Below are 13,946 nucleotides of genomic sequence, written 5' to 3'. Positions count from 1 at the left end.
TGCCGCGCTTTGTGTAGCCTTTTTTTACGCTTATTTTATTAAATGATTAATGGCTGCAAATATTTAACCATGATAAGCGTTTGCCGCTTTTAAATAAGCCGGGAGTTTTACGGGTGAAATAACCGGGCGGCCATCTTAAAATAGCGTTAATAACAGGATGAATGGAAATGGATCCTTCCAGAAATCCCCGCTGTGTCTTTTATTCACATGATACAATGGGATTCGGCCATATACGCCGAAATATGTTGCTCAGTCAGTCAATAACAGCAGCCTGCCCTGATGCTGAGATATTGCTTATTTCAGGCGTGCGTGCAGCCGGTGCCTTTATGCTGCCGCCCGGCGCAGACAGCCTTATCCTGCCTTCCTGGCAGAAGACCGTAGAGGGAAAGTATCGCCCCCGCGCGTTGGGCAAAAAGGTTCAGCCGCTGGTCAGGCTTCGCTCGCAAATTATTTACGCGGCTATCAACGCTTTCTCACCGGATATTATGATTGTGGATAACGTGCCGCGCGGCGCCATGCGCGAGCTGGATCTCAGTCTGCCGCTGCTGGCCGCTAAAAAAACGCATCTGATATTAGGCCTGCGCGATATTATTGACGACCCCGAAGCGGTGAAAAAACAGTGGCATAAGCAAGAAAACAGTGCGGCGCTCAGGAAATTTTATTCATCGATTTGGGTTTACGGCGATAGGGCGCTTTACGATTTGGCTCGCGAATATCACTTTGACGCCGCGACCAAAAATAAGATGATTTTTACCGGCTATCTGGACGCGACGCGCCGCATTCAAAGCTTTGGTGATGATGAGGCTGCGCCTGTCGCCCGGCCTTATGCGCTGTGCGTCGTGGGCGGCGGGCAGGATGGCTTTCGCCTGGCGGAAAGCTTCGTCAGCACCGTATTGCCCAAAGGGATGCACGGCGTATTAGTGACCGGAACGATGATGCCCGAGCCGCAGCGGCTACGGCTAAAAAAACTGGCCGTAGGGTTTCCTGAAAAAACCGTGGTGGAATTCGTGGCGGAACCGCTAAAACTGCTGCGCTACGCCAGCCGCGTTATTGCGATGGGCGGATATAATACCCTGACGGAAATCCTGGCTTTTAATAAAACGGCGCTGATTGTGCCGCGCATCGCTCCCCGCCAGGAACAGTGGATCAGAGCGACGAAACTTGCCGCGCTGGGGTTGATTGACGCGCTGCATCCGGCTCATCTGACCCAGGAACGGCTGGGCGACTGGCTGAAGCAGCCGCGCCATTTTGTTAATCCGCGTGAAAAGCTGAATTTTGACGGTCTGGAAAAGGTAGCCGTCAGCGTCCGGCAAATACTCAACGGCAGGCGTATCGGGGAGTATGTCTGATGGCGTCTGAACCGCTGCGCGTGGGCTACGTGCTGAAACGCTACCCACGTTTCTCAGAAACATTTGTCGTCAGTGAAATCCTGGCGCATGAGCGTACGGGCCTCAGCCTGACGATTTTTGCGCTCGGGCCGGTGATGGAAACGCATTTTCAGCCCGATATCGGCACGGTGAAAGCGCCGGTTATTCGCCTGGCGAATAAGCAGCGTAACACCGAACTTTTCTGGCGCCTGGTAAAAGAGGCACTGGAGGTGCTGCCTGATTTTGCCACCCGGCTGGCAGAGGAGCGGGATCACGACGTGCACGAGCTGGCGCAGGGCATAGCGCTCGCGCTGGCCGTCAGACAGCACGCACTGCGGCATCTGCATGCGCATTTTGCCACCCAGGCCGCTACCGTGGCGCGGCTTGGTGCAAAGTTCAGCAACATAAGCTGGTCTTTTACCGCCCATGCAAAAGACATCTATTACCGCTATGACACGGATATCCGGCTGGCCCGCAAAATAGAGGACGCCAGCCATGTGATAACCGTGTCCGATTACAATCTTGCCTGGCTATGCGAGCGTTACGGCGGCGATCGGCAGAAAGTCAGCCGGCTTTATAACGGTCTGGATCTGCGCCAGTTTCCCTGGCTTTCCCCGCTCAGGCGGCAGGCCGCTATTCTGGCGGTGGGGCGGCTGGTGCCTAAAAAAGGGTTTCGGACGCTGCTTGCCGCCCTGGCGCAGCTGCAGGCCAGAGCCATTCCGTTCCACTGCACGCTGATTGGCGACGGCCCGGAACGGGCGGCGCTTGAGGCGGCTGTCGCGGCCTGCGAGCTACAGGCACAGGTGACTTTTACCGGTCTGTTACCGCGCCAGCAGGTGGCGGCAGCGATGCAGGAGAGCGCCATGGTGGTTGCGCCCTGCACCATTAGCGAGGACGGCGATCGCGACGGTCTGCCAACCATTTTGGTTGAAGCGATGGCGCTGGGTACACCGGTGATTTCCACACGCGTGGCAGGGATCCCGGAGCTGGTCATTGATGGTCAAACCGGGCTGTGCGTCGACCCTGATGATGCCATCGGGCTGGCCGATGCGATAGTGATGCTGCTGAGCGGGCAGGATATGCGTGAAAAGCTGGCAAGGCAGGCGCGCAGGATGATTGTTCGCGACTACGACATCGACCGTAACATCATGGAAATGCAAAAGATATTTACTCCACAGCAGAAATAAATTCTGCGTATGAAAAAAGGATTTTCATTTATGCGAGTTGCTTTCATCTGTGCAGATAGCGGGATCCCCGTTTTTGGCTGTAAGGGTGCATCCGTCCATATTCAGGAAGTGCTGCGCGCGCTTCTCCGACAGGGCGCGAAGATCGTGCTTTTTGCTCGTCGCATTGCCACGCCGCCCGACGATCTGCAAGGGATCAAACTTGTTTCGCTCGATCCCTTCGATCCGCCAGCGGTGGACAATGCGCTGACGCGGGTTGAAACGGCGCTGGCCGTTAATTCTCAGCTGGAGCAGGCGCTCCAGGCGGAAGGCCCGTTTGATTTGGTCTATGAACGCTATTCCCTGTGGAGCTTCGCCGGACTGGCGTATGCGCACCGACAGGGCTGGCGCACGGTGCTGGAAGTCAACGCGCCGCTGATTGAGGAACAAAAACGCTACCGCGAGCTGGTGGCAGAAAAGAAGGCCGTGGCGGTGTTGAAAAAGCTGCTTGCCAGCGCGACGGTGGTTATTGCCGTTTCGCCCGGCGTAAAAAAGTGGCTGACTGACTTTACCGGTTCTGCTGAACGCATCCACATTATTGCTAACGGTGTCGATCCGTTGCGCTTTCGGCCTCCCATCGCGCCGCCACAGCCGGAAACCAGCTGGGGAGCGATAACCATCGGCTTTGTCGGCACGCTTAAGGCCTGGCACGACGTAGAAACGCTGCTGGATGCTTTTGTACTGCTCCAGCTGCAGCGTCCTGACGTCTGGCTATTGATTGTTGGCGATGGGCCACAGCGGCAGAAACTGCAAAAAACGGTGCAGGCGAGAGCGATTTCCGGCGTCGCTTTCGCCGGTGCCGTTAGCCCGGCGACGGTGCCGGACTGGCTGAACAGGATAGACATTGCCGTCGCGCCCTATCCGCAGCTGGCGGACTTCTACTTTTCGCCGCTGAAAATCTATGAGTATATGGCCGCGCAGCTGCCGGTTGTGGCAACGCGGGTCGGCCATCTTGCCGAAGTGATTGACCACGGCGTCACGGGCATGCTGGTAGAGCCGGGCGATGCCACGGCGCTTTGCGTTTTGCTTCGGCAGCTGGTGGACCAGCCTTTGCTGCGCCAGCGCCTGGGGGTAGCCGCCCGACGCTTCGTCACGGAGCATCACAGCTGGGATAAAATAGTCAGCGAGACGCTGCGGTTGGCGCAAATGCCTGTCGGGAGCGCAAGCTAATGTCTCTGCCCTGGCTGCCCATTGCTGCCCGTTTCGCTCCCTGGCTTCGCCAGCAGCGCGGCTTAATCGTGCGTTCGTTCCTTTTCCTGCTGCTGGCGACAGGCATGCGCCTGCTGGAGCCGTGGCCGCTGGCCTTTATTATCGACGAGGTGCTGGCGCAGCCTGGCGCGCCGGTTACGGGCAGGCTGAATACGCTGGTTGGCCATTTTAGCGCGGCGGGTCTGCTGCTGCTTTGCGCCGGCAGCGTCATCCTGATTACCGCCGTCAAAGCCGGCCTGAGCTACCTGAGCACCGTCGGCCTGGCGATGGCGGGCAATCGCATCATCAGCATGCTTCGTCAGGCGCTGTTCAGTCATCTGCAGAGCCTGTCGTTAAGCTTTCATCATCAGGCGAAGAGCGGCGATCTCACCACGCGGCTGATCAACGATATCGGCATGCTGCGCGAGGCGATGATTACGGCGATGGTGCCCATGCTGGCGAATATCCTGATCCTGACCGGCATGTTCGGCATGATGCTCTATATCAACTGGAAACTGACGCTGCTGTCGCTGTTGTTGATGCCGCTGCTGCTGTTCAGCATTCGCCGCACCAGCGTGGAGGTGCATAAGGTCAGCCGCGATCAGCGCAAGCGGGAAGGAGCGCTGGCCGCCAGCGCCGCTGAATTCCTCGGCGCGATAGGCGTGGTGCAGGCGTTATCGCTGGAACCCGTCGCCGCCGGCCGTTTCGCGGTTGACGACTTAAAAAGCCTGCGGCAAAACGTACAGTCCCGTCGCCTGCTGGCGGGCCTGGAACGGAAAGCCGATCTGATCATCGCTTTCGCCACGGCAGCGGTCCTCTATTATGGCGCAAGCGAAGTATTGAAAAGCCGGATGTCGCCCGGCGATTTGCTGATTTTTGTCTCCTACCTTAAAAACTCATTTCGGCCCGTGCGCGAGTACGCTAAATATGCCGGACGCCTGTCCAAAGCGCTGGCCACAGGCGAGCGCGTCACCAGCCTGATGGATGTCCGGCCGGTAATTGTCGATCGGCCGGACGCGCAGACGGTCAGCGTTCGCGGCGAAATCTGCTACGAAGACGTCGGCTTTAGCTATTCGGCCTCGCAACAGCACGGCACGCTGCGGCATATCAGCTTTTCCCTGGGCGTCGGCGAGTCGCTGGCTATTGTCGGATCTTCCGGCACGGGGAAATCCACGCTGCTTAGCCTGCTGCTGCGGCTGTACGATCCGCAGGCGGGCCGTATTCTGCTCGACGGGCGGGATATTCGGCACTGTACGATTAAAAGCGTGCGGCAAAATATCAGCTATGTGCCTCAGGACAGCCTGTTGTTCGGCCTGAGCGTTCGGGAAAATATTGCCATGGCGGCGCTGAAAGCCGTGACGGATGAACAGGTTTACGCCGCCGCCAGGCTGGCAGGCGCGCACGAGTTTATTATGCGGCTGCCGCAGGGGTACGACACCGTGCTCAGCGAAAGGGGACACTCGCTGTCCGGCGGCCAGCGCCAGCGTATCGCGATTGCACGCGCCGCCGTCAGGCAAAGCCCGGTGCTGCTGCTGGACGAGCCGGATACGGGCCTGGACTGCGAAAGCAAGCATCGGTTGACCGGCGCGCTGACCCGGCTGATGGCTGGCCGCACTACGATTATCGTAACGCATAACCTTTCCTTTGCCGCGCGAGCCCAGCGGATCCTCGTAATGGAAGAGGGCGAAATCGTTGAGCAGGGCACGCACGAGCTGCTGTTGGAAAGGCGCGGGCGCTACGCCTGTCTGTGGGCACTACAGCAAAGCAACAACAGGGACGTATCCTATGCTACGGGATAAACATGAACCGATCGGGAAAGACGGCGACCTGCCGGGGCTGGCGGCGCTATTTGATGAAGATCTGCTGACGGCAAGAATACGTGCTTTACCGCCGTTTGCCGGGCTGCGCTCGCTTAAAATCGACTATATCCGTTATAAACCCGCCACCAGCTGCGTCGCAACGCTGATCCTCCAGTTCGCTGACGGAGAGCGGCGCTGGCTGGCCGCCAAGGCGCTGACGCTGACGCGCTTCGAGGTTTCCTGGCGGCATCCCAGACGGCAAAAGCTCATTAACAACGGCGATCCTTTTGCCCCGCTGGCTATTCCCGAGCTGGGGATCATCCTGAGCTATCCACAGCACGATCGCGCGCTTCCCGGCCTCGCTTTGCTGAATGGCTCGCGTGAGCGGGACGCGCAGCTGCGCAGCTGGCTGCCTGACATTGCCGACGGGGCGTGCCTTGAGCTGGACATCCTGCGCTATAAGCCGGAACGCAGGCTGCTGGCGCTGCTGCGCTGCAACGGTCGGCCCTGGGCCACGCTGCGTTTTGCCAGCGATGAACGTTATCAGGCAATGCTGACAGGCAACCGGTTGGGGCACGCCACCGGCGAAATTGAACTGCTGGCGGCGCTGCCCGAGCAACGATTGCTGATCGCCCGCTGGATTGAGGGGGAAACGCTGTGCGTGGAGCAGGCCGGCAACCTGACGGAGCAGGATGTTTTCCTGCTGGGAGGCAAACTGGCCAGGCTGCACAGCCTGAAAATATCGCTGCCAGACGCGCCGCTGCCGGACGGCATCAGGGACGCATGGCAGGTGCTGAACACGCTGAAGGTTGTGGTGCCCATCCAGCAAGAAAAATTTATCTCACTGTTAACCGGATTGGCAAAAAAACTGACGGGTCGCCTGTTCCGGCGCGTGGTTATCCACGGCGATTTCACTGTCGATCAGGTGGTCAAACGCACCGTGGAGAGCCAGCTGCGGTTGATTGACTGGGACAGAGCCACAGCCGGTCATCCCGCCGTCGATCTGGCCGCTTTTCAGGCCAGGCTGGAACTGCAGGTCATTGAGAAAACGCTGACGCCAAACCAGGCCAGGCGGATTGTCGCCGTGCTACATGAGGGATATCGTCAGCAGCGCAGCCATCTGCCGCCGCTGCTGGCTGATTATACGGCGCTGGCGCTGTTGCAGCTGGCCGCTGAACCGTTTCGCAAGCGCACGGCGGGCTGGCCGCAGCATATCGCCGAACTGTTGCAGCGGGCCGGAGAGCTGATGGCGCAGCGCGAGCCGCCCGCCGATCCGGCAGCGGCGCTGTCCGGGCTGCTGAGCAAGCCGCGCATAGCGCCGCTGCTGCGTCAGGCGTTGGGATTGCCTGCCGCCGCCATGCTGGAGGAGGCTACGCTCGTTACCCACAAGCCCGGTCGTCGCGCAGTGCTGGCCTGGCGCTGGATGTCAGCGCCGGACGAACTGAGCGTTATTGGCAAATACCGTTATAAAGGGTTCGAGCCGCATGGTTTTCTTGTCCAGCAGGCGCTGTGGCGCAACGGTTTTAGCGGTGACAGCGATATTATCGTGCCTGAGCCTCTGGCCGTGCTCGAAGCGCAAAATCTCTGGCTCCAGCAGCATATCGCCGGTGAGCGCGTCACCGAAGCGCTGTCGCCGGATAATAAACAGCTGGCGGCAACGGGCGAGCTGGTCGGCACGGCGCTGGCCCGGCTACAGCACAGCCGCGCCGCGCAGCGGGCCGTTGCGGGTAAGCGCTGGTCGGTAAAAGACGAGCTGGAGACGCTGCGGCAGCGGCTGAAACAGGCCGCGACGACGCGGCCTGCATGGGCTGCCAGGATAGCCGACGTCAGCCGCGCCTGTGAGCAACTGGCGCTGGCGCTAAGCCCCACGCCCGGCCTTTTTCTCCATCGTGATTTCTATCCCGCCCAGCTGCTGCTGACGGCCGCACGGCCGGGACAGCTTGCCGTACTGGATTTCGATCTTGCCGCCCTGGGGCCGCCATCGCTGGATGCAGGCAACTATATCGCTCATCTGCGCGAGCAGGCGCTGCGGGACTACGGCGACGACAAAGCGCTGGCCGTGCATGAAGATGCTTTTCTGGCGGCCTGGCTGGCGCGATCGGCCGCAGCGGATATCGCTAATATCAGCATTTTTACCACGCTGGCGCTGGCGCGCCATATCGCCATCAGCCTGCGCTTTCCTGAACGTCACCACACAACGGCCAGTCTGCTGGCGCTTTGCGAGGCGCGGCTAAAGCACGCGGCTGCACGGAGAGGATGCTGATGATCCGGCGCGGCGTGCTTGTGCTTATAGTATTGCCGCATTTTTACCCGGCCGAGGCGCAGGCAGAGCCGGTCAGCTTTCACTGGCGGGCGATTTACGAGGCGAAAACGCTGCAGAACAGCAAGCTCAGATATGGCGAAGATCGCAGCAATCAAACAGAAACCGAGCCGACGCTGCGGCTGAACGTGCGGGGATTTAAAGACGAGCCGGTCTCTTTTTTCAGCGAGCTGGAGCTGATCCAGAAACGAAAGCGCCAGACGGGAAGCGGCGGCAATACCACCGATACGCTGAACTTCAACCAGCTCTGGCTGCGTGTTGATAACCTGCTGCTGCCGGAAACCGAACTGCGGCTGGGGCGCTGGCTGCTGCGCGACGAGCGGGAATGGCTGGTTGATGAAAACGTGGATGGCGTCCATGCGCGCTTTGGCGATGCGCTAAAAACGGCAGTAGGCGTGGGACGCGTCAATTACTGGCAGCGAAACCTGCTGGATAGCCACACGCGCGGCGATAAGACCACGCTGCTGATGCTGTTCTCTCGTTACGGGATCAACCCACAGTGGCGAGTCGGCGGCTATAGCTTCTGGCAGTATAATCGCGCCGCAGAAGGCGACAGGCAGCTCAACATGGGGCTGCGATCCTGGTCGCCTCCGCAGGCACCGGTCAGCCACTGGCTGGATATCGGCGCGGTACGCGGGCAAAAAGCGCGGCAGGCGTTGCGGGGCTATGCGCTGGACGGCGGCGTCACGCTGACCTTTAAACAGATAGCGTTACGTCCCCGGCTGACGCTGGGCTACGCCTGGGGCAGCGGCGACCGCGATGGCGATAACATTTCCAGGCGCTATCGACAGACCGGATTACAGGGGAACGAGGCCCGGTTCGGCGGCCTGGCGAAATATAAAATCTATGGCGACACGCTCGATCCTGAACTGAGCAATATCCATATCCTCACCGCAGGCGTGGGTGTGAATATCACTGACCGTCTTTCGCTTGATGTTATCGGCCATTACTACCGTCAGGATCGCCTGGGCCAGCAGGTCAAAAACAGTACGGCGCTGCAGGCTAAATACGATCGTCTGAGCACGAAAAAGCTGGGATCGGCGCTGGATATCGTGGCGGGCTGGCGAGCATCGCCGCATATCCGAATAGAGGCCAGCGCCGCCTGGTTTGCGCCTTCGTCCCGCTTTTATAACGGTTCAGGGCAACGCAGCGAGCACGCCAGCAGCGCCAGCTCGTGGTGGCTGAAAGCGGGAATACAGTTTTAGCGCTTTAACATGATTTCTTTCATTTTCCCGGCCAAACCGGTAAAAAGCCGTGGCATACTACGGCTCTTTTTTCCGGATCGTCATTTATGAATGCAAATGTTTGGTTAGCGCTGGCATTAGTGCTGATTTTAGAAGGGATTGGCCCGATGCTGCTGCCGCGTATCTGGCGGCGTTTGATCCTCACGATGGCGCAGGTTCCCGACCGATTACTGCGTCGTTTCGGCGGCGGGCTGGTGGTCGCCGGCCTGGTGATCTGGTATAGCGTCAGCGTCCACGGCGGCGGATAACGGTACGAAAAAGCGCCCGTCGGCACCGGACCGCGCGACGGGGAAAAAAGTACGCAAACGTGTGCTAAAAGAGCTGAAAGACGTGTTTTACGGTGGTAGAATCCATTTTTAAGCAATCGGTGATTTTAGAAATGGGTAAGAACGTCGTCGTACTGGGCACCCAATGGGGTGACGAAGGTAAAGGAAAGATTGTTGACCTGCTGACCGAACGTGCGAAATACGTGGTTCGCTATCAGGGTGGTCATAACGCGGGCCACACGCTGGTCATCAACGGTGAAAAAACCGTCCTCCATTTAATTCCCTCTGGTATTCTGCGTGAAAACGTAACCAGCATCATCGGCAACGGTGTGGTGCTTTCACCGGCCGCGCTGATGAAAGAGATGAAGGGTCTGGAAGATCGCGGCTTTCCGGTACGCGACCGCCTGTTTATCTCCGAAGCCTGCCCGCTGATCCTGGAATATCACGTCGCGCTGGACGTGGCGCGTGAAAAAGCGCGCGGCGCCAAAGCGATCGGCACCACCGGTCGCGGCATCGGCCCAGCCTATGAAGACAAAGTTGCCCGTCGCGGTCTGCGCGTTGGCGACCTTTTCAATAAAGAAACCTTTGCGGCCAAGCTGAAAGAAGTGATGGAGTACCATAACTTCCAGCTGGTGAACTACTACAAAGAAGAAGCGGTCGACTACGACAAAGTGCTGAACGATATCATGGCCATTGCCGATATCCTGACCGGCATGGTGGTGGACGTTTCCGAACTGCTGGACGGCGCGCGTAAAAACGGTGACCTGATCATGTTTGAAGGCGCGCAGGGCACGCTGCTGGACATCGATCACGGCACCTATCCGTACGTAACTTCTTCTAACACCACCGCGGGCGGCGTAGCGACAGGTTCCGGTCTGGGCCCACGCTATGTGGATTACGTGCTGGGCATCGTGAAAGCCTATTCCACCCGCGTTGGCGCAGGCCCGTTCCCGACCGAGCTGTTCGACGAAACCGGCGAATTCCTGTGCAAGCAGGGTAACGAGTTCGGCGCCACTACCGGCCGTCGTCGTCGTACCGGCTGGCTGGATGCGGTTGCCGTGCGTCGCGCGGTGCAGATCAACTCGCTGTCTGGTTTCTGCATGACCAAGCTGGACGTGCTGGATGGCCTGAAAGAAGTTAAAATCTGCGTCGCTTACCGTATGCCGGACGGCCGCGAAGTGACCACCACGCCGCTGGCAGCAGAAGGCTGGGAAGGCATTGAGCCGATTTATGAAACCCTGCCGGGCTGGAGCGAAACTACCTTTGGCGTGAAAACGCTGGAAGGCCTGCCGCAGGCGGCGCGCAACTATATCAAGCGCGTTGAAGAAGTGACCGGCGTGCCGGTAGACATCATCTCTACCGGTCCTGACCGTAGCGAGACGATGATCCTGCGTGACCCTTTTGACGCATAAGATGTTAGCCAGGCCGGACAATATCCGGCCTGATTTCCTCTCCCGCTCTCTCGTCCCGCCCTCTCTTTATCAGCGCTTACTGAAATAAAATGGCCTCGAATGCGAAGGCTGGTTTATCATCATTGACAACACACTCATTTTTGAGCGGATTGCTGGCGCGTTTAGCGCCGTGCCGTTGAGGTAACCGTGCAGCTAACAAGTTTCACTGATTATGGTTTACGCGCGCTGATTTTTCTGGCCGCGCTGCCCGCAGGCAGGATGACCAGCATCACGGAAGTCACCGGGGCTTACGGCGTCTCGCGTAATCATATGGTTAAGATTATCAATCAGCTGAGTCGGGCAGGCTATGTCGCTGCGGTACGGGGCAAAAACGGCGGCATCCGGTTGGGTAAACCGGCCAGCGAGATCGTGATAGGCCAGGTCGTCCGCGATATGGAGCCGCTCCAGCTGGTGAACTGCCACAGTGACTTTTGCCACATCACCCCGGCCTGCCGCCTGAAAACGGCGCTGCACGAGGCCGTACAGTGTTTTCTCGCCGTGCTGGACGGCTACACGCTGGCCGATTTGGTTACCGACAACCATCCGCTCTACCAATTGCTGCGAATTGAGCAACCCTCTTTCCGCAGCTGATGACAACGGAGGAACCGCTATGTCAAAAGATCCATTTAAGGAACGGGAAGCTGAAAAATATGAGAACCCCATTCCCAGCCGCGAATTTATCCTTTCCCATTTAGATAAACGCGAAAAGCCCGCCAGCCGTGAAGAGCTGGCGGATGAACTTTCTATCTCTGGCGAAGAGCAAACCGAAGCGCTGCGCCGCCGCCTGCGCGCGATGGAGCGCGACGGACAGTTAGTGTTCACTCGTCGCCAGTGCTATGCGCTGCCGGAGCGTCTCGATCTGCTGCGCGGCAAGGTTATCGGCCATCGCGACGGCTTTGGCTTTTTGCGTGCCGAGGGCAGCAAAGACGATCTTTATCTCTCTGCCGAGCAGATGAAGATGTGTATGCACGGCGATGTGATCCTGGCCCAGGCAATGGGCGCCGATCGCAAAGGCCGCCGTGAAGCGCGCGTAGTGCGCGTGCTGGAGCCGCGTAATAACCAGATTGTTGGCCGCTACTTTACCGAAGCCGGCGTCGGCTTTGTGGTGCCGGACGACAGCCGACTGAGCTTTGATATCCTGATCCCGCCGGAAGAGCTGATGAACGCCCGTATGGGCTATGTGGTGGTGGTGGAGCTGATGCAGCGTCCTACCCGTCGCAGCAAGGCTATCGGTAAAGTGGTGGAAGTGCTCGGCGACAATATGGGTACCGGCATGGCTGTCGAAATGGCGCTGCGTACCCACGATATTCCTCACGTCTGGCCGGAAGCGCTGGAGCGCCAGATCGCCCAGCTGAAGGAAGAAGTGCCGGAAGAAGCCAAAGCGGGCCGCGTAGATCTGCGCGATCTGCCGCTGGTCACCATTGACGGCGAAGACGCCCGCGACTTTGATGACGCCGTCTTCTGCGAAAGAAAACGCGGCGGCGGCTGGCGCTTATGGGTAGCTATCGCCGACGTCAGCTATTACGTTCGTCCGGGCACGCCGCTGGATGACGAAGCGGTTAACCGCGGCACCTCGGTCTATTTCCCGTCGCAGGTGGTACCAATGCTGCCGGAAGTGCTGTCCAACGGGCTTTGCTCGCTGAACCCGCAGGTGGATCGCCTCTGTATGGTCTGTGAAATGACCATCTCCGCCACCGGCAAGCTGACCGGCTACAAGCATTACGAAGCGGTCATGAACTCCTGGGCGCGCCTGACCTATAACAAGGTCTGGAGCATCCTGCAGGGCAATCAGGAGCTGCGCGAACAGTACCAGCCGCTGGTGAAGGATCTGGAAGAGCTGCACCGCATGTATCTGGTGCTGGAAAAAGCGCGCGAGCAGCGCGGCGGTATCTCCTTTGAAACCGACGAAGCCAAATTTATCTTCAACGCCGATCGCCGTATCGAGCGCGTTGAGCAGGTGGCGCGCAACGACGCCCACAAGCTGATTGAAGAGTGCATGATCCTGGCGAACATCGCTTCGGCGCGCTTTGTGGAGAAAAACCACGAGCCGGCGCTGTTCCGCGATCACGATCGTCCAAGTGAAGAAAACATCAAAAGCTTCCGTTCCGTGCTGAACGAGCTGGGCCTGACGCTGGGCGGCGGCAACAAGCCGCATCCGCTGGATTACGCCGAGCTGCTGACGCAGATCTCTTCGCGTCCCGATGCCGAAATGCTGCAAACCATGCTGCTGCGCTCGATGAAGCAGGCGGTGTACGACCCGGAAAACCGTGGCCACTTCGGCCTGGCGCTGGCGTCCTATGCGCACTTCACGTCGCCAATCCGTCGTTATCCCGATCTGCTGCTGCATCGCGCTATCAAATATCTGCTGGCGAAAGAGAACAACACGCTGCAGGGCAACACCACGCCGACCGGTGGCTATCACTATGAAATGCAGCAGATGCTGCAATTTGGTCAGCACTGCTCAATGACCGAACGCCGTGCGGACGAAGCGACGCGTGACGTAGCCGACTGGCTGAAGTGCGACTTTATGCAGGATCAGGTGGGCGAAACCTTTACCGGCGTGATCTCCAGCGTTACCGGCTTCGGCTTCTTCGTCCGCTTAAACGATCTGTTTATCGACGGGCTGGTGCATGTTTCCACGCTGGACAACGACTACTACCGCTTTGACGCCATCGGGCAGCGCCTGGTTGGCGAGTCCGGCGGCAAATCCTATCGCCTGGGTGATACGGTTGAAGTGCGCGTGGACGCGGTACATATGGACGAGCGCAAAATTGACTTCGCGCTTATTTCAAGCGCGCGCAAACCGCGTGGCGAAGGCAAAACCGAGCGCGATCGGGCGAAGAAACCCGCCGCCCAGCACAGCGGCAAACGCCGTCGCGACCAGGGCAAAAAGGTGAACTTCGAGCCGGACAGCGCCTTCCGCAACGGCAAAAGCAAGGCCGGTGCGGCAGACGGCGCGAAAACCGAGAAAAAACCGCGCAAGCCGTCGGATAAAAGCCGTAAAATCGCCGCCGCGACGCGTTCCAAACGCGCCGCGAAAAAGACCGATACGCCCGCATCCTGAAGGCAGGCAGACGCATAACCTCGC

At 59.0% G+C, this 13,946-nt stretch carries 10 protein-coding genes; all 10 read left to right on the top strand.

The window, feature by feature from the left end; genetic code table 11:
* Positions 1 to 326: 326 nt before the first annotated feature.
* The 10 genes from AB3U87_RS07330 (at position 327) to rnr (ending at position 13,922) form a co-directional block, all read left to right on the top strand.
* Positions 327 to 1,349: a glycosyltransferase family protein gene (locus AB3U87_RS07330; RefSeq protein ID WP_394148787.1), complete on the top strand. Its 1,023-nt coding sequence runs from the start codon at positions 327 to 329 to the stop codon at positions 1,347 to 1,349.
* Entirely contained in the window at positions 1,349 to 2,554 is a 1,206-nt protein-coding gene (locus AB3U87_RS07325; protein ID WP_394148786.1) for a glycosyltransferase family 4 protein, read from the top strand. The genes AB3U87_RS07330 and AB3U87_RS07325 overlap by 1 nt, the downstream gene beginning before the upstream one ends.
* A 30-nt stretch (positions 2,555 to 2,584) precedes the next feature.
* On the top strand, positions 2,585 to 3,760 hold the full coding sequence (locus AB3U87_RS07320) for a glycosyltransferase family 4 protein (protein WP_301252893.1): 1,176 nt from the start codon (positions 2,585 to 2,587) through the stop codon (positions 3,758 to 3,760).
* On the top strand, positions 3,760 to 5,577 hold the full coding sequence (locus AB3U87_RS07315) for an ABC transporter ATP-binding protein (RefSeq protein ID WP_394148785.1): 1,818 nt from the start codon (positions 3,760 to 3,762) through the stop codon (positions 5,575 to 5,577). Before AB3U87_RS07320 ends, AB3U87_RS07315 begins: the two co-directional genes overlap by 1 nt.
* Complete coding sequence (locus AB3U87_RS07310; RefSeq protein ID WP_394148784.1) at positions 5,564 to 7,840, top strand: phosphotransferase; 2,277 nt, start codon at positions 5,564 to 5,566, stop codon at positions 7,838 to 7,840. The genes AB3U87_RS07315 and AB3U87_RS07310 overlap by 14 nt, the downstream gene beginning before the upstream one ends.
* 20 nt (positions 7,841 to 7,860) lie before the next feature.
* Positions 7,861 to 9,102 (top strand): alginate export family protein, encoded by a 1,242-nt coding sequence (locus AB3U87_RS07305; RefSeq protein WP_394148783.1) that lies wholly within the window; start codon positions 7,861 to 7,863, stop codon positions 9,100 to 9,102.
* An 86-nt stretch (positions 9,103 to 9,188) separates the two neighbouring features.
* Entirely contained in the window at positions 9,189 to 9,389 is a 201-nt protein-coding gene (locus AB3U87_RS07300) for a DUF2065 domain-containing protein (RefSeq protein WP_125290314.1), read from the top strand.
* Between the two features lie 131 nt (positions 9,390 to 9,520).
* Positions 9,521 to 10,819, top strand: a complete 1,299-nt coding sequence (locus AB3U87_RS07295; protein ID WP_253455869.1) for an adenylosuccinate synthase — start codon at positions 9,521 to 9,523, stop codon at positions 10,817 to 10,819.
* Between the two features lie 186 nt (positions 10,820 to 11,005).
* Positions 11,006 to 11,449: a nitric oxide-sensing transcriptional repressor NsrR gene (nsrR, locus tag AB3U87_RS07290; RefSeq protein WP_253455868.1), complete on the top strand. Its 444-nt coding sequence runs from the start codon at positions 11,006 to 11,008 to the stop codon at positions 11,447 to 11,449.
* Positions 11,450 to 11,468: 19 nt separating this feature from the next.
* Positions 11,469 to 13,922 (top strand): ribonuclease R, encoded by a 2,454-nt coding sequence (gene rnr / locus AB3U87_RS07285; RefSeq protein ID WP_394148782.1) that lies wholly within the window; start codon positions 11,469 to 11,471, stop codon positions 13,920 to 13,922.
* Positions 13,923 to 13,946: the final 24 nt, after the last annotated feature.

Source organism: Erwinia plantamica (genome assembly GCF_043420595.1).
GTDB lineage: Bacteria > Pseudomonadota > Gammaproteobacteria > Enterobacterales > Enterobacteriaceae > Erwinia > Erwinia aeris.
The sequence above is the reverse complement of the archived record's forward strand: the minus strand, read 5'-3'. Positions and strand labels throughout refer to the sequence as shown.

Excerpts from the sequence above, each read along its gene's own strand:
- AB3U87_RS07320 (WP_301252893.1), top strand. The coding sequence starts at position 2,585 with ATGCGAGTTGCTTTCATCTGTGCAGATAGCGGGATCCCCGTTTTTGGC.
- AB3U87_RS07310 (WP_394148784.1), top strand. The coding sequence starts at position 5,564 with ATGCTACGGGATAAACATGAACCGATCGGGAAAGACGGCGACCTGCCG.
- AB3U87_RS07295 (WP_253455869.1), top strand. The coding sequence starts at position 9,521 with ATGGGTAAGAACGTCGTCGTACTGGGCACCCAATGGGGTGACGAAGGT.
- AB3U87_RS07330 (WP_394148787.1), top strand. The coding sequence starts at position 327 with ATGCTGCCGCCCGGCGCAGACAGCCTTATCCTGCCTTCCTGGCAGAAG.
- rnr (WP_394148782.1), top strand. The coding sequence starts at position 11,469 with ATGTCAAAAGATCCATTTAAGGAACGGGAAGCTGAAAAATATGAGAAC.
- AB3U87_RS07315 (WP_394148785.1), top strand. The coding sequence starts at position 3,760 with ATGTCTCTGCCCTGGCTGCCCATTGCTGCCCGTTTCGCTCCCTGGCTT.
- AB3U87_RS07300 (WP_125290314.1), top strand. The coding sequence starts at position 9,189 with ATGAATGCAAATGTTTGGTTAGCGCTGGCATTAGTGCTGATTTTAGAA.
- AB3U87_RS07325 (WP_394148786.1), top strand. The coding sequence starts at position 1,349 with ATGGCGTCTGAACCGCTGCGCGTGGGCTACGTGCTGAAACGCTACCCA.